We start from the raw sequence: 15119 nt of genomic DNA, 5'->3' as shown, positions 1-15119 counted from the left end.
TCCCCGATGACGATGGAATCCGAGTACGAGGTGCGCCAGATAGAAGCCGAAGCGCCGCCGGGACGCTTCGCGCGGGGCTGGCACTGCCTGGGTTTGACCCGCGACCTCGGCGACGGGAAACCCCACGGAATCAACGTGTTCGGCAAGAAGCTCGTCATCTTCCGCGGCGGCGACGGCAAGATCAACGTGCTCGACGGATACTGCCGGCACATGGGTGGTGACCTGGCCCAAGGCCAGGTCAAGGGCGATGAGATCGCCTGTCCCTTCCATGACTGGCGGTGGGGCGGTGACGGTCGCTGCAAGAACGTGCCGTACGGCAGGCGCGCTCCGCGACTGGCTCGCACCGCCACCTGGACGACCCTTGAGCAGGACGGGATGCTGTTCGTCTGGAACGACCCGGAGGGCAATCCGCCGCCGGCCGACGTGACGATTCCGCGCATCGAAGGTGCCACCAGCGACCAGTGGACCGATTGGCATTGGTACACAACGGTCGTCAACGCCAACTGCCGTGAGCTCGTGGACAACGTGGTGGACATGGCGCACTTCTTCTACGTGCACGGATCACTGCCCACGCACTTCAAGAACATCTTCGAAGGCCACATCGCAACGCAGTACATGAATGCCAATACCCGTGCCGACCGCCACGATGTCGGGGGCGCGACGATGCTCGGCACCACCTCGGTGGCGTCGTACTACGGACCGGCCTTCATGATCGATGATCTGACGTACCACTACGTCGAGGCCGATCATCACAGCGTGCTGATCAATTGCCACTATCCGATCGACGCGAATTCGTTTGTCCTGCAATACGGCATCATCGTCAAGAAGGCCGAAGGGGTGTCCGACGAGCTGGCCATGCAGAGCGCCGTCGCGCTGGGAGACTGGGTCAAGATCGGTTTCGAACAAGACGTGGCGATCTGGAAAACCAAGGCCCGCATCGACAACCCGTTGCTGTGCGAGGAAGACGGGCCGGTGTACCAGCTGCGTCGATGGTACGAACAGTTCTACGTCGACGCTGCCGATGTGGCCGCCGACATGGTCGACCGGTTCGAATACGAGATCGACACCACGAGCGCGCAGCATGTCTGGACTCAGGAGATCGAAGAAAACATCGCTGCCGGCGCCACCACCCAGCCGGCACGATGACCGTCCGTCTCGACCCTCGGCTCGAAGAATTCCCGATGATGCCGGTGTCGTGTCGCAACTGCGGCGCGGTCGTCCTGGCGCGGAAGAGCAGTTGGCAGCAGACCAGCGTGCAATGGAATGCCACGGCGACCGGACTGTGCCGGCAGCGTCGCGACGCCGAGGCGCTCGCCGGCCACAGCGATCGTGGTCTGTTCCTTGGCTGCGATGCGATGGCTGCTTCGGTCGTGGTGGCCACCATCGACGGCGTGCTGCCCTTGGCAGACGCGGAGAGCAGGTCTGACGCCCCGTCGATCAGGTGAGGATCGACGCGAGCCGACTGATGCTGTCGCGGATGGCGGCCTCGCCCAGTGCGCCGTATCCGATCACCAGGGCCGGCGGCGCTGAATCGGGGTCGGCCCAATTCCAGCGTGCGCCGTCCAGGCGCAGTCCCTGACCCCGGGCGGTGGCCACGACGGTGTCCTCGTCCGAGTTGCCCGGCAGCCGAAGGTAGACGTGCAGGCCGGCGTCGATTCCCGTCGGCTGCGTCTGAGGCATCGACGCGCTGATCGCCGCGAGCATGGCGTCGCGTCGCCGGCGATACATCGGGCGCACCCGCCGCAGGTGGCGAGTCAACCCGCCAGTGCCGATGAACCGGGACAGGGCAAGTTGTTCGAGCGCGGAGTTGCCCATGTCGTCGTACAGTTTTTCGGCCGCCGCGGACTCCACCAGCCAGGGCGGCAGTGCCATCCAACCGAGTCGCAGGGCGGGAGTCAGCGTTTTGCTCACGCAGCCCGCATAGGCTACGTGATCCGGGTCGAGTCCCTGCAGGGCGCCGACAGGACTTCTGTCGTAACGGAATTCGGCGTCGTAGTCGTCTTCGATGATCAGCGTGTTCCGGTCGCGGGACCATTCGATCAGCGCTGCCCTGCGGTCCGCGGCGAGGACGACACCGGTTGGATACGAGTGGGCGGGAGTCACCAGCACGCCGTCGACGTCGAGTTCGGCCAATCTCGCGACCTCGAGCCCGTTCTCGTCGACCGGTACCGGCACCGCGCGCAGTCCGGCGCGTGCGATGGCGTCGCGGTGAAATCCGAAACATGGGTCCTCGACGGCGAGGGTGTGGCATCCCCGCGCCCGCAGTGACCGGGCCAGCAGCACGATCCCCTGTGTGAGACCCGATGTGACGATCATCCGGTCGGGCGTGGTCGCAACTCCGCGTACCCGGGCCAGGTAATCGGAGAGGGCTTCGCGCAGCGGGCGAGTTCCGAGCGGGCCGGGGTAGCCGAGCTGGGCGTTGGGCACCTCGGTGAGAGCGTTGCGGTAGTGCCGCAGCCATTCGGTACGCGGAAACAATGCGGCGTCCGGCAGGCCGCCGCCCAACGGCGCGACCGGATCCCGCGCGCGACGTACGTGCGGAGATGGTTGTGGGGCAACCTGTTTGACCCTCGTTCCGGAACCTTGGCGTCCGGTCAGGTAGCCATCGGCGACCAGATGTTCGTAGGCGGTGACGACGACGCTGCGGGCCACGTCGAGCTGTGCTGCCAGCGCGCGGGACGGCGGTAGGAGTGACCCTGCCGCGAGCCGGCCCTGCTGTATTCCCACGCGGAGTTGATGTTGCAACTGCACCGCGAGCCCGTCGCGCGACGTCCGATCCAGGGCGACCAGAAGATCCGGGGGAAATCCGGCATCAGCAAAATTGGTCTGCTGAATGCCTCCACTATTGGACCCTGACATATACCAATACTAGGAGCGATCGTGATGGCATGTCTTCGATCAACAACCTCGCCTCAGCCGTCGTCCGACCGCTGATCGTCTCCTGGATGCCCGGGCCCGCCGCCGACGACGGGCCGGTCGTCGTAAGCGTGACCGAATATGCCGCGCATTCTCTGAGGCATCTGCCGGGCGTCGCCTACAACGGGATGCGGATGCGGGAAGGTTGGTATGCCATGCCGGGCGCGGTCGGGCTGTGGTTGTGGAGCCTGCCCGCTTCGGGTCTCAGCGGGTCGATCTCGGTCTGGACGAGCCGAGAAGCACTGCAACGGTTTATCGGTCTGCCGCACCACGTCGACATCATGCGCCGCTACGGAGACCGCGGCGACGTCCGGTCCACCACTTGGGAGGCCGACACGTTTGATCGGGCGGGCACCCTCGCGCGGGCCCGGGAGTGGATCGGGCAGTAGGCGCGGCGGTTGGTCGGGAGCGCGGTTGACAACTGACGTGGTCACCCCGGACCCCGTGTCTCTGCGTCAAGATGGTCCGATGAGCGCGCCCAAGACTGCCAGAACCGGACCGGGACGGCCCGCGGGCATCGACAGCGGCGACACCCGCCAACGGGTCATCGACGCCGCCTGCCACTGCTTCGCCGAGTTCGGCTACGGACCGGCCACCAACAACCAGATCGCCGAGGTGGCCGGCGTGACGGCGGGCTCGGTCTACTACCACTTCGGCACGAAAAACAAGTTGTTCGAAGCGGTTTGCGACGACGTCTACGGCAAGATCCTGGCCAGTGCCGCACCGGCGATGGCCGGGCCGCGTTCGATGCACGAACTGCTGCGTGCGGCGCTGGCCGAATCGATCCGGATCAACCGCGAGTATCCCGAACTCGCCGGTTTCGTCGCGACCGCGCCGATCGACGCGCGTCGGCACCAGGAGCTGAGCGCGGGCTACGCGCGTCAGGGTGCCCGGATGACGGACGCGCTCGCGCGTTCGGTCGTCGAGGGGCAGCGGGGCGGGTTGATCGCCGCGGAGTACGACCCGGTTCAGGTGGCGCGGGTGATCGGCGCGATTGTCGACGGTTTCGCGCACGCGGCGGCTGTCACCGAACCAGAAGAGATGGACGGCGTGAACCGGCTGTTCGAATCGTTGCTGCTGAATGCGGCACTCGGCAAGCGTCCGGCTCCCAAGACGCCTGCCTGACGGCGCCGAACCTACTGGCCCAGCCGAGGCACGAACGAACCATCTCTCATCTCCCTTGGGGCGGTGTGACCGGTTGATGGTCACTTCTCCCAGGGGAGGTGATGTGAGTAGTCGGGTACTGCAATTTCGAGAACCGTCAAATTTGCGACGGGTGGCCGTACCACCGCCCGCGCTCCGGCCCTACTGGGTGAGCGAGACGAGCTCCTCGCAGAACTTCACGGTCTCGGCGGTATCGGTGGCCAGCGGGTGCACCAGCATCGTCGTCACCCCGGCTTCGGCGTAGGCGGCGAGCCGCTCCTTGACGAATCCCTTCGGCCCGACCAGCGACACGTTGCGCACCAGGTCGTCGGGCACGGCCGCGATGGCCTCGGCCTTCTTGCCCGCCAGGAACAGGTCCTGGATGTGGTCGGCCACCTCGCCGTAGCCGTACCGGGTGGCCAGCTTGTGGTAGAAGTTCTGCCCGCGTGCGCCCATGCCACCGATATACAGCGCCAGTTGGGGTTTCGCCCAGGCGAGTCGGTCCTCGACGTCGTCGCCGATGGCCAGGCTGGCGCTGACCATGACGTCCAGTGGCCCGAGTGCCGGATCACGCTTGGCGGCCCCGGCCCGCAGGGCGTCGCCCCACACGTCGTCGGCCTTCTCCGGGAGGTAGAACACCGGTTGCCAGCCCTCGGCGATCTCGGCGGTCAGCTCGACGTTCTTCGGCCCCAGTGCCGCGATGGTGATCGGAATGCGCTCACGGACAGGGTGATTGATCAGATGCAGCGATTTGCCCAGGCCGGTGCCGCGGTCGGCGGGCAGTGGCAGCTGGTAGTACTTGCCGTCGTAATCCAGGTTCTCGCGACGCCACACCTTGCGGCAGATTTCCACCACCTCACGGGTGCGGCCCAACGGCGCGTCGAACGGTACGCCGTGGAAGCCTTCCATGACCTGCGGGCCTGAGGTGCCGATGCCGAGGCGGAACCGGCCGTCGGACACATAGTCGACGCCGGCCGCGCTCATGGCCATCAGGGCCGGCGTGCGGGTGTAGATCGGGACCACCCCGGTGCCGAGCTCCATGGTGGAGGTCTTGGCGGCGAGGTAGCCGAGCTGGCTGATCGCATCGTAGGAGTACGCCTCGGCGACCAGGGCGATGTCGATGCCCACCTTCTCCAGTTCGACGACTTGGTCGGCAGCCTCTTTGAAGCCGCCGGCATAACTCAGGAAGATGCCAGTGCGCATCGCAGGAGTGTAGCAACCCAACCAGTTGGTTGGGACGCGGGGTTGTGCAGCTTTTGGGCGAGAAGAGTTGTAGAGATGCAACGAAGATTGACAAGTGAGAGGTAGTTGGTTGGCTGATGAAACTGACTCCTCCGCAACGGTCGAAGGGGCTACGTCGGCAACCGGCGACTACATCAACGGCGGTGCAGGTTCACCGGACGCAACAAGCCTCACGTTGTGGCCGATGTCGCGATCGCCCGCGAGCTGGCCGGTTGGTGCTGGTTACTGGCCACCCTGCAGTGACCGCACACTGAAAACTTGATCGGAGCCGCCCCGCACTGAAGCGGGGCGGCTCTCACCTGCCTTTGATAAACCATGCCTGCATATCAGCCGAAGTACGCGTAGTCCTGCACCCAGTGGAATCCGCGGCTGCGCAAAGTGAGGCTGTTCGGATCCACGCGTTCCAGGTTGATCGCAACCGGACGGTCACGCAGATTCCCGTGCAGTAACAGCCGGTCCGGGGTGGGTTGCTCAGCAGACAGCGTCGCGAAGGGTGGCCCGCGCCCGTCCTTTCCGCCGGTTGTGTTTGTCAGCGTGGTGAGTTCCAGCTGGCCGTCGGCGAGGAAGTCGGCGTGTACCGGCACCAGTTCACCGTTCATCTGTTGGTAGGTTGCTGCTCCGGGGTCATCGAAAACAATTCGTTGCCAACGATTCTCGTCGGTGGTCAGCGGTGGCACCGGCTGCCCGTCGAGGGTGAAGTCCCGCACGTCCCAGATTCCGTACAGTTCGGACTTCGGGCTGGCGGCGCCGTACTGATCTTGCCAGACCACCCAGCGGTCAAAGCCGCCACCGAACGCGACCCAGATGCCGATGGTCACCTGAACCCAAGCTGCGATGCGGTTCTTCCGGTTGTCGGTGAACAGTGGGGCTTGCGCCAGCGGTTCGCATCCGCGTTGCAACACAAACACATTGACCAGCCGACGCAGGTACGGGGCGAGCAGGACCAGGCTGATCAAGAGCAGGTGCGATGAGAGCAGCTTTTCCGGTACATCGAAGGTCATGTTCATCAGGAGGACCTGAGTCATGCTCGCCAGACTCAATGCGGCGCCCAGCACCGCGGTCCGAGGCACGAACAGCAGCAGCCCGGCTAGGACTTCCGCAGCGCCGAGGGCCATCTCATATGGATAGGAGCTGCCGACCTGTAGCCAAAGCACCGACATGGGACTGAAGCTGCCGTACGGCTGCAACATCTGTGCCAGCGTGGGGCCGGGCATCTGGGTGGGGATCAGCTTGGCAAATCCGAACGACAGCATCTGTCCGCCCAGGCACAGCCGAAGGAGCAGCGTGAACCATGCCAGCAGCCGGGGGTGGGAGGTGCGACGGTCGACGGCAGTCCACACGGCGGTGGCTACCACCGCGGCAACCAGGATGCAGAACACCAGCACCCAGATGGCGGTCTGGTCGCCGGCTCCGGAGTCCTCGTGCAGCACTGCGTCGACCCCGAAAAACGTTCTGCCCACCCAACCGGTGACGGGGTCGGTCAGGGATACAATCCACGGCCCGCTGCGGACAGAGCGGCCGAGGATGCCCAACAGCTCGAACGGGATATACGTGGTGAGCACGCAATACAGGCCGATATAGACGACGCAGAATCGGAATGCGGTCCGCCACAGCGGATGCCAGCTCGCCCCTGTGGTGCGAGCGTCGACGGACCTGGGCTGAATCTGGCCGAGCGTGCTGGTCACTGCTGCATCCTTGGGTCCTGGGTGGGATCGGCGTATGGGGGCGGGCATCCGTGATCGGCGGCGTCGGGACGCAGTTCGTAGTGCCAGGGTTCGTTGCCATAGATCTGGCACAGCCCGTACCCGGCGCCATTCGTGGGCAGCCATGCGGCGGCATCCGACGGTCCGATGTCGACCGCGTCCCCTGACACGTGAGCAGACGTGTTGGGGGTGGCCACCCATCGGGCAGCTTCCGCCTCCGACCCGTACTCCGAGACCGCTTCGCGAAGCAGCTGAGCTTGGTACGTCGGGGAACGCCAGCCGCTGTTTACGACGAACTCGACACCGTCGCCCGCGGCATCGGTTGCAGCGTGGCGCAGGGCAGCGAGCAGATCGGCGTTGAGGTTGACTACAGCCGGAATCTCGTCGTCGAAGACCGTCACACCGTCAGGGACGGCGCCATCAACGACGGTGACTTCCGATGCCAGCTGGACCTCCGGGGCGCTTGCTTTCCAAGGACGGTGCGCAGTTGCCGCAACAGGTGCCAGCGACTGGTGGGCGAGGACACTGATAAGCACCGCGTTGAGCACTACAGCGGCAGCGAAGGCGGCGGCGGGGATATGGCGGGCTGCTGCTCGTGCTGATTGGTTGTAGGTCATGGCTTCAGCCCGGCCGGCCAGTTTCCGCTGGCCCCGGTAGCGCGGCGGTGAAGAAGTCGTGGCACGCGTCCACCGCGGGCCGGAGTTCGGGAATGCTGCGGGCGCTGACGCCGCCCCGTATTTTCGTGGTGTCGATGAGAGGATCCTGCGCGGTGGCAGGGTCTGGGAAGTCGGGCACTCCGTTGCCGCGGACGCATTGGGCGAACTTGAGCGCAGCTTCCTGCTGTTCGGGAGTGCGACCTCCGCCACCAGGGTCGGCGCCGGCCTGGGCAGCGATGGTCAGAGATCCCGAGCCGATCAGGGCGGCGATGGCCAGTATGGCCAGCGGTCGTCGTGTGCTGCGGACTGCGGCGTGTGCTGAACTGTTGTATGTCATGGCCGCCAGTCAAGGCAGTGCGGTGTTGTCAGCACGTATGTGATTTTCGATATGCCGGCGATATGCGCGGCCTCGTAGCTTGAGAGCATGCGTGCATTGGTCGTTGAGGACGAACCCCTCCTGGCGGAAGCCATCCGCGATGGTCTGCGTCTGGAAGCGATCGCCGCCGACATCGCCGGTGACGGTGACACTGCTCTGGAACTGCTGAGCATCAACGCCTACGACATCGCCGTCCTCGACCGTGACATCCCCGGACCCTCTGGTGACGAGATCGCCGAACGCATCGTCGCCTCCGGAAGCGGCATGCCGATCCTGATGCTCACCGCTGCCGACCGGCTCGACGACAAAGCCTCGGGGTTCGGGCTGGGCGCAGACGACTACCTCACCAAACCCTTCGAACTCCAAGAGCTCGTGCTGCGTCTGCGAGCGCTCGACCGCAGGCGTGCCAATCACAGACCACCCGTGCGAGAGATCGCTGGCCTGCGGCTGGATCCGTTCCGCCGTGAGGTCTTTCGTGACGGCCGCTACATCGCGCTCACCCGAAAACAGTTCGCGGTGCTCGAGGTCCTCGTCGCTGCCGAAGGCGGTGTCATGAGCGCCGAAGAGCTACTGGAACGTGCGTGGGATGAGAACGCCGACCCGTTCACCAACGCCGTGCGCATCACCGTCTCGGCACTGCGCAAACGGCTCGGCGAACCCTGGATCATCGCCACCGTGGCCGGTGTCGGCTACCGCATCGACACAGCACCCGCCACCGAACGCGAAGGGGGTGACCGTGGATAGAACCCCTGGGGTGAGTGTCCGCCTCAAACTCACCCTCAGCTACGCCGGGTTCCTCATGTTCGCCGGCGCCTTGCTGCTCGCCGCCGTGTGGCTGTTCCTACTGCGTTACGTCCCCGACCGGATGAAGATCATCCCCGGAAGCACGGACAACACGATGACTGATGGTGTGTTTCCTATCCAGTCCAACCTCCTACGTGCCTTCGCTCCGGCGGCGGCCGCAGTGCTGGCGTTCCTGCTGGTGTTCGGTCTCGTCGGAGGGTGGCTTCTTGCCGGCTGGATGCTCAAGCCCCTGGCGCACATCGCCGAAGCCACCCGGGTAGCCACCAACGGATCACTCTCGCACCGGATCCGGTTACCGGGCCGCAGAGATGAATTCCGCGAACTCGCCGACACCTTCGACACCATGCTCGAACGGCTCGACGCATACGTCGCCGAACAACGGAGATTCGCAGCCAACGCCTCCCACGAACTGCGCACCCCACTGGCGATCACGCAGACCGTTCTCGATGTGGCCCGCAACGACCCGCACAGCAACACCGGCGAACTCGTCGACCGCCTGCTCGCCGTCAACACCCGAGCGATCGACCTCACCGAAGCATTGCTCCTTCTCAGCCGCGCCGATCAACGGTCCTTCACCTCAGAACACGTCGACCTGTCCCTGATGGCCGAAGACGCCACCGAAACGCTCCTCACCCTCGCCGAAGAACGCGGCGTCACCCTCGAGACCTCCGGCGTCACCGCCCCGACCACCGGCTCACCCGCGCTGCTGCTGCAGATGACGACGAACCTCGTGCACAACGCGATCGTCCACAACCTGCCAGAACAGGGCACCGTGTGGGTAACGACCAGCGTTCACCGTGACACTGTGGTGCTCACTATCGAAAGCACCGGCGCGATGCTCTCCCCACAATTGGTTTCCACGCTCGTCGAGCCGTTTCAACGCGGCACTGAACGCGTACGCACCCACCACGCGGGTGTCGGCCTCGGCCTGGCAATCGTCAACAGCATCACCCAGGCGCACGACGGAACCCTCACCCTCACGCCCAGACCCACCGGTGGGCTGCGCGTCACGGTGCAACTACCCGCGCGGCTATGACAGGAGGGCCTGAGCGCCGGTGGTAATCAGCGGCCTGCATGAAACCCGTTGACGCGGCGTGCATATCGTGTTGGGCAAATATTCGACCGTTGTACTACCGGCCGAAATTGCTTGGCTGGCAAGACGAGTGAGGGTCATCAGCGCGCTATACGGCCTGGCGTGGCCGTCATGGGGCGTATCCCTGTCCGGTCCCGCTGTCGTTGGCGGCACTTGCCTGGCGTCCGGCATGTTGTCTGCTAATCCACGCTGCTTACGCAGCTCCGTCAGCATAGAGAGTTTAGGCGATCGGGAGGTTCGCTCTACTGGACACTATCCCGTTGTAGCGCAGGGCATCTTGGTCCGGCACACAGAAGTGTGAGTTGCGGTGTGGATGCTCACTACGGACGACAGGCAGGCTTCGCGGGCAGCGGTATGGTGGTCGAACTCGCGTTTTGCAACGAGGATTAACAAGCGCTCGCGACACGCCCATGTTCTGTCAAAGTAGCGCGGTCCTGCAGTGTCAGGACACGAACGCGTTGTGTTCCTGGTGTGGGGCTGACGGGCCGCCTTCGCTATATCTGGCTCCAGGGGCGTGGCTCCAGCAACCCGACATAATCGAGTCATGAGTGTCCCCGCGCCTGAATCCCCGTCGTTCGAGCATGTCGACTTCGAGGAACTCGATTCGTTCCGTTTCCCGGACGGCGGAGGGTACCCCCAGAGCTACCGCGAGTTTGTTCGCTCCTACGGCTGGGCCCGCACGTTCGGCCTGTGGCTCATCTACCCGCCCGTGCAACCCGGTTTCGCAGACGGGCGGGCCCGTGCAGCGAACCTCACCGAGCACTTCCACGCGGTCTTCCGCGACGGCGAAGAGGAGGAATTTGATTGGATGATCGAGCCCGACGGTAGCTGGGACCTCGCCGAACGACTCGAAGTCTTCGGCTGGAGCGAGAATGGCGACCTTCTCCTCTGGGACGTCGCAAGCCGCATTGCCGATAAGGAGTATCCGGTGTGGGAATCGCGCGGCATGAACACCCTCCACCTGCTCGGCTCGAGCCTGGATGAGGCGCTTCTCAAACTGCGCGAGCGCTCCGAGGCCCAGGTCATTGAGCCGCTGAGACCTGCCCGTCTCTGACCCAGAGCCCATCGGGATCCGCGCGAGGCTGAGATCCGCCAGGACGCCACCGCGCCCCGAGGCGCTCCGGTGTCAAGCAGCAGCGCCTGCAAGTCACGGACACGTTCACGTCGCGCTACACGCCGATCGCTGGCTCACTCCGCGTTGACGTAGACCTGAGCCACCGAGCCAGAAGCGACTGCGTTCACGCCATCCTTCGGCGCGTCCCGTCAATCTTCGCTGCATCTCGACACAATCGTCGAGTTCTGTCACCGTCCGGCTTCGATGTCTGCCACTTTGATGGCTGCTTCTTTTCCGCAGAGCCGTTGCAGGTCGACGGGCCCGGCGGCAAGCAGGCTATCGATGCGGCTGTGTAAATCACCGGAGGTGAGGTGGGCGTAGAGGTTGGCGCCTGGGCAGGAGGTGTCGGCGAAGTCGCGGTGCCCGCCCAGGGTGCCGCTGGCCAGATGGAATTGTTGGGCCGCCCAGGCGAATGCTGTTGCCGCACCGTTGAGTTGGGCATCGCTGACGGGCTCCTGGTCGAAGTCACCCTCGCAGAGGACGAGGAAGTGTCCGGTGGGGTCGTAGTTGGTCGCGGTGTCGCCGGCGATCTCCGGGGTGCGTAGTTCGTAGATGTTGCCGTTGCGATCGACGCTCACGTGGTAGGCGATGTCGATCCATCCCCGGTCATTCTGGTGGAAGCGCTGGTGCTGACGTAACCGGCTCGGGGCGAGCCGATTGTCGCCGAGAACAACGGCGGTGTGGTGCAACGTCATTCGCGTGATGGTGTGAGGACGTCCGCCAGGTCGGGCCGGTGCCGCGCCCCATGCCTGCCGGCAGATCTGGACCATGGGCCGCCCGCTGGCCATCGTCGTGGCCGGGGCCGGCTCAAGGGGCAGCGGAGTGACGGCGGCCGGTTGAGGGAGTGGAGCGGGCGTGGCGTTCGTTGACGGGGCGGTGGGCGCCGAAGTCGATTCGGCGTTGTCGGCGCAAGCACCGAGCGTTGCGGCCAGCCCGAGGCTGCCGCCGATCTGCATCAGCCGCCGACGACTCAGGGCGTCGAGCTGCGTCCCTGGTCCACGGCTTGGCTGCGGGTCCATCGTGGTCACGATACGTAGCCGCCCGGCCTGACATGGGCCGTTCGAAGCCGCGTGTGTCAAGTGCCCTTGAGAACACGATCAAGTGCTGCGCGGCCTATCGGACCCCAGTTCGGCTTGCCGCCGGCGACGCGGCCTCCACTATGTGATCAATTGCTTGATTACCTGCGCGGCCCGTAACTACGCTGCTGCCATGACAGCGACCGCCGGCGCGGTGACCCAGCTATTGATCGACGGCCGGCTGGCACCCGGCGGTGGCGGTGAGTTCCCGACCATCAATCCGGCCACCGAGGAGCCGCTCGGCACGGCAGCGGACGGCGACGGCGCAGACATGGACCGCGCCATCGCGGCGGCCCGCGCCGCGTTCGACGAGACGGACTGGTCGCGCGACGTCGCGTTGCGCGTGCACTGCCTGAGGCAGTTGCGCGACGCGCTCAACGCCGACATCGAGAGGCTGCGGGACATCACGGTCGCCGAGGCCGGTGCTCCGGTCCGGCTGACCCGGGGCGGACATCTGCAAGGTCCGATCAACGACCTCGCGTTCCCCGCCGATACCGCCGAAAATTACCCGTGGAGTGTCGATCTCGGAGTGGCGCAACCACTCGGCGTGCTGACGAAACGCACACAGGTGCGTGAGCCGTTCGGTGTCGTCGGGGCCATTACGCCGTGGAACTTTCCCCATCAGGTCACCTTCGCCAAGTTGGGTCCGGCGCTTGCGGCCGGAAACACGGTGGTACTCAAGCCGGCACCCGACACCCCGTGGTGTGCGGCGGAGGTCGGCCGGATCATCGTGGAGCAGACAGACTTTCCGCCGGGTGTCGTCAACATCGTCACGTCGTCGGAGCACCGTCTCGGCGCCATGCTGGCTGAGGATCCGCGGGTTGATGTCGTGTCTCTCACCGGATCCACCGCGACGGGCCGCTCGGTGATGGCGGCGGCCTCGCACACCATCAAGAAGGTCTTTCTCGAGCTCGGCGGCAAGTCGGCGTTCGTCGTACTCGACGATGCCGATCTGGCTGCGGCCTGCACGCGGGCGGCATTCGCCGTGACGACCCACGCGGGTCAAGGCTGTGCGCTGACCACCCGTCTCGTGGTGCCCCGGACCTGGTACGACGAAGCGGTCGCCGCCGTCGCTGAGGCGATGGCGCAGATTCCTTTCGGTGATCCGCGGGACCCGAATGTTCTTTGCGGTCCGCTTATTTCGGCCAGGCAGCGGGACCGGGTGCAGGGATATCTGGATCTGGCGCTCGGAGAAGGCGGCACGTTCGCCTGCGGTGGCGGCAGGCCCTCCGGCGCCGGCTTCTACATCGAGCCGACCGTGATCAGTGGATTAACCAACGAGGCACGAGTGGCCCGGGAAGAGATTTTCGGGCCGGTACTGGTGGTGCTGGCCCACGATGGTGACGCCGACGCGGTCCGCATCGCCAACGATTCGCCCTACGGCCTGTCCGCCACCGTCTTTGGCACTGACCCCGAGCGGGTCGCCTGGATCGTTTCGCGGTTGCGGACCGGGACGGTCAATGTCAATGGCGGCGTGTGGTATTCGGCGGATGCGCCGTTTGGCGGCTACAAGCAGTCGGGCATCGGTCGTGAGATGGGCCTGGCCGGCTTCGAGGAATACCTGGAGACCAAGCTGGTCGCCGAGGCGGTGAACTGACTCCGAACGTCTCACTCACCCTGTGCGGGCAGCACCGTCCCACGGATCAGTCGCTTGGCCGCATCGCTGGTGGCGCGGTACGCGTCTGGTGAGAGGTCGGCCGCCTGCGCGATCAAGCCGCGACTGAGCGCGTAGAGCGCGTCGGCCGCTCCTTGGGCGTCGAAGTCACGGGCCAACGCTCCCTGCTGCCGTGCGTCACCGATCACCTCGCGAAAGATGTTGTGTAGGGGCAGCGCTGAGCCCTCCGCTCGCATGGCCTGCTCGAATGCGGCCAGATAGGGATACTCGCGCAACAAGTCCGCTGTTACGTTCAAGACCGCATCGAGCCGGTCGGTGACGTCGGCGTGGCTCTGGGCGGCAGCCCGCAACCAGGGGAGGGTGATCTCCTCGATTCTGGTCATCGTGGCGTCCAGTAGGTCCGACTTGTTCGAAAAATAGTGGTACAGACTGCCGCTGGTCATCTCTGCGGTGCGCGCGATCTCGCGGATGGTGGCCTGGGCGTAGCCGACCTCGGCGACACATCGTATGGCGGCGGCGATGATTCGCTCCCGGGTCGCTTCGCCGCTGGCGCCCACCGGGCGGCCGAGCTGCGGGGAAGGCACCGTCATGGGCTCAGCATATGTCGGCCATCGAGTCGACCGGCTGCTTGACCGCCGCTCGGGTCCTGTTTGCGCGCTACCATCCGAAGGACGATCGGGCCGACATGTCATAGGCCCGGACCGGAAGGAGTCGGCGATGGCGGTGCCCCAATTGGGTCGCCCAGTCGGCGCGAACGGTGAAGAGACGCGTCGGCGAATCATCGCGGCGACCATGCAGTGTGTGGCCGAGGTCGGCTACGCCCGGGCGACGATTCGGGAGATCGCCCGCAGCGCGGGAATCACCAGCGCGAACCTGTACAACTACTTCTCGAACAAGTCGGAGTTGATGGAGGCCGCGATCGCGGCTCGCGCCGACATCGCGCTTCCGCGCCTGCGGGGCGCAGCGCAAGTACCTGGTGACGCGGTCGACCGGATCGACGCCGTGCTCGACGAGTCCGGCCGGTTGATGCGTGAGTATCCCGAGCTCGCCGCCTTCGAATGGGCCATTCGCGGTCAGAGCGCCGTCGCCGTGTATCCGGACGGGGCCGGTGACGGCGGGTTCCAGGCGCTCCGCGGCATCGTCAAGGGCATCGTCGACGACGCGTATCGGAACCGCCGCGGGGAAGTGCAACGCGACGCGGCGGTGGAGGCGATCTATGCGCTCGTCTACGGGCTGACGGAACTGGCCGCGACGCAGTCGTCGCCGCAGACCTACCAGCGGGCACTGAACTCGGCCAAGCAGATGATCCGCGGAACTCTATTCGTACACCGCTGACGGCCGCGCGGCCTGCGGGATCGCCGTCTAGACCATTGATGTGATC

At 65.5% G+C, this 15119-nt stretch carries 16 protein-coding genes and 1 pseudogene; 10 read left to right on the top strand and 7 right to left on the bottom strand.

Annotated features, from left to right (window positions below; all coding sequences use genetic code 11):
- Positions 1-6 precede the first annotated feature (6 nt).
- Both ACWEFV_RS13115 and ACWEFV_RS13110 read left to right on the top strand, forming a co-directional pair.
- The gene (locus tag ACWEFV_RS13115; protein ID WP_450070467.1) at positions 7-1146 is read left to right on the top strand and encodes a Rieske 2Fe-2S domain-containing protein; all 1140 of its coding nucleotides are present in this window, start codon (positions 7-9) and stop codon (positions 1144-1146) included.
- On the top strand, positions 1143-1445 hold the full coding sequence (locus ACWEFV_RS13110; protein WP_450070466.1) for a ferredoxin: 303 nt from the start codon (positions 1143-1145) through the stop codon (positions 1443-1445). Before ACWEFV_RS13115 ends, ACWEFV_RS13110 begins: the two co-directional genes overlap by 4 nt.
- On the opposite strand, the gene pdxR is transcribed toward ACWEFV_RS13110, so the two are convergent.
- Complete coding sequence (pdxR, locus tag ACWEFV_RS13105; protein ID WP_450070465.1) at positions 1438-2859, bottom strand: MocR-like pyridoxine biosynthesis transcription factor PdxR; 1422 nt, start codon at positions 2857-2859, stop codon at positions 1438-1440. The genes ACWEFV_RS13110 and pdxR overlap by 8 nt on opposite strands.
- Before the next feature lie 29 nt (positions 2860-2888).
- Between pdxR and ACWEFV_RS13100 the strand changes: the two genes are divergently transcribed.
- Positions 2889-3305 (top strand): hypothetical protein, encoded by a 417-nt coding sequence (locus ACWEFV_RS13100; protein ID WP_135452968.1) that lies wholly within the window; start codon positions 2889-2891, stop codon positions 3303-3305.
- Between the two features lie 79 nt (positions 3306-3384).
- Positions 3385-4041, top strand: a complete 657-nt coding sequence (locus ACWEFV_RS13095) for a TetR/AcrR family transcriptional regulator (protein ID WP_450070464.1) — start codon at positions 3385-3387, stop codon at positions 4039-4041.
- Between the two features lie 180 nt (positions 4042-4221).
- On the opposite strand, the gene ACWEFV_RS13090 is transcribed toward ACWEFV_RS13095, so the two are convergent.
- Positions 4222-5262 (bottom strand): LLM class F420-dependent oxidoreductase, encoded by a 1041-nt coding sequence (locus ACWEFV_RS13090; protein ID WP_450070463.1) that lies wholly within the window; start codon positions 5260-5262, stop codon positions 4222-4224.
- A gap of 144 nt (positions 5263-5406) precedes the next feature.
- On the opposite strand from ACWEFV_RS13090, the pseudogene ACWEFV_RS13085 reads away from it, so the two are divergent.
- Positions 5407-5544 (top strand): annotated as a pseudogene (locus tag ACWEFV_RS13085) (IS110 family transposase); the annotation flags it as partial.
- 83 nt (positions 5545-5627) lie between these two features.
- Here the strand turns inward: ACWEFV_RS13085 and ACWEFV_RS13080 are convergent.
- Genes ACWEFV_RS13080 through ACWEFV_RS13070 form a run of 3 tightly spaced genes read right to left on the bottom strand, consistent with a single transcriptional unit; the run spans position 5628 to position 7997 of the window.
- A complete protein-coding gene (locus ACWEFV_RS13080) occupies positions 5628-6986 on the bottom strand; it encodes a DoxX family protein (RefSeq protein ID WP_450070462.1) in 1359 nt (452 codons plus the stop codon).
- Positions 6983-7621, bottom strand: coding sequence for a M15 family metallopeptidase (locus tag ACWEFV_RS13075; RefSeq protein ID WP_450070461.1), 639 nt, complete (start codon positions 7619-7621; stop codon positions 6983-6985). Before ACWEFV_RS13075 ends, ACWEFV_RS13080 begins: the two co-directional genes overlap by 4 nt.
- Positions 7622-7625: 4 nt before the next feature.
- The gene (locus ACWEFV_RS13070) at positions 7626-7997 is read right to left on the bottom strand and encodes a hypothetical protein (protein WP_450070460.1); all 372 of its coding nucleotides are present in this window, start codon (positions 7995-7997) and stop codon (positions 7626-7628) included.
- Positions 7998-8084: 87 nt separating this feature from the next.
- Between ACWEFV_RS13070 and ACWEFV_RS13065 the strand changes: the two genes are divergently transcribed.
- The 3 genes from ACWEFV_RS13065 to ACWEFV_RS13055 all read left to right on the top strand — a co-directional run bounded on the left by ACWEFV_RS13065 (position 8085) and on the right by ACWEFV_RS13055 (position 10987).
- Positions 8085-8780 carry a response regulator transcription factor gene (locus ACWEFV_RS13065; protein WP_450070459.1) on the top strand — a complete coding sequence of 232 codons (696 nt, stop codon included), beginning with the start codon at positions 8085-8087 and terminating at the stop codon, positions 8778-8780.
- Positions 8773-9876, top strand: a complete 1104-nt coding sequence (locus tag ACWEFV_RS13060) for a sensor histidine kinase (RefSeq protein WP_450070458.1) — start codon at positions 8773-8775, stop codon at positions 9874-9876. Before ACWEFV_RS13065 ends, ACWEFV_RS13060 begins: the two co-directional genes overlap by 8 nt.
- A gap of 601 nt (positions 9877-10477) precedes the next feature.
- Positions 10478-10987, top strand: coding sequence for a hypothetical protein (locus ACWEFV_RS13055; protein ID WP_450070457.1), 510 nt, complete (start codon positions 10478-10480; stop codon positions 10985-10987).
- A 248-nt stretch (positions 10988-11235) separates the two neighbouring features.
- Here the strand turns inward: ACWEFV_RS13055 and ACWEFV_RS13050 are convergent, their stop codons facing one another.
- Positions 11236-12066, bottom strand: a complete 831-nt coding sequence (locus tag ACWEFV_RS13050) for an N-acetylmuramoyl-L-alanine amidase (protein ID WP_450070456.1) — start codon at positions 12064-12066, stop codon at positions 11236-11238.
- A 190-nt stretch (positions 12067-12256) separates the two neighbouring features.
- On the opposite strand from ACWEFV_RS13050, the gene ACWEFV_RS13045 reads away from it, so the two are divergent.
- Positions 12257-13720, top strand: a complete 1464-nt coding sequence (locus tag ACWEFV_RS13045; RefSeq protein WP_450070455.1) for an aldehyde dehydrogenase — start codon at positions 12257-12259, stop codon at positions 13718-13720.
- A gap of 11 nt (positions 13721-13731) precedes the next feature.
- On the opposite strand, the gene ACWEFV_RS13040 is transcribed toward ACWEFV_RS13045, so the two are convergent.
- On the bottom strand, positions 13732-14328 hold the full coding sequence (locus tag ACWEFV_RS13040; protein ID WP_450070454.1) for a TetR/AcrR family transcriptional regulator: 597 nt from the start codon (positions 14326-14328) through the stop codon (positions 13732-13734).
- Between the two features lie 127 nt (positions 14329-14455).
- Between ACWEFV_RS13040 and ACWEFV_RS13035 the strand changes: the two genes are divergently transcribed.
- Positions 14456-15073 carry a TetR/AcrR family transcriptional regulator gene (locus ACWEFV_RS13035; RefSeq protein WP_450070453.1) on the top strand — a complete coding sequence of 206 codons (618 nt, stop codon included), beginning with the start codon at positions 14456-14458 and terminating at the stop codon, positions 15071-15073.
- The last annotated feature ends 46 nt before the right edge of the window (positions 15074-15119 follow it).

This window comes from Mycobacterium sp. NPDC004974 (assembly GCF_053600815.1).
This window is presented reverse-complemented; position numbering and strand designations above follow the sequence as displayed.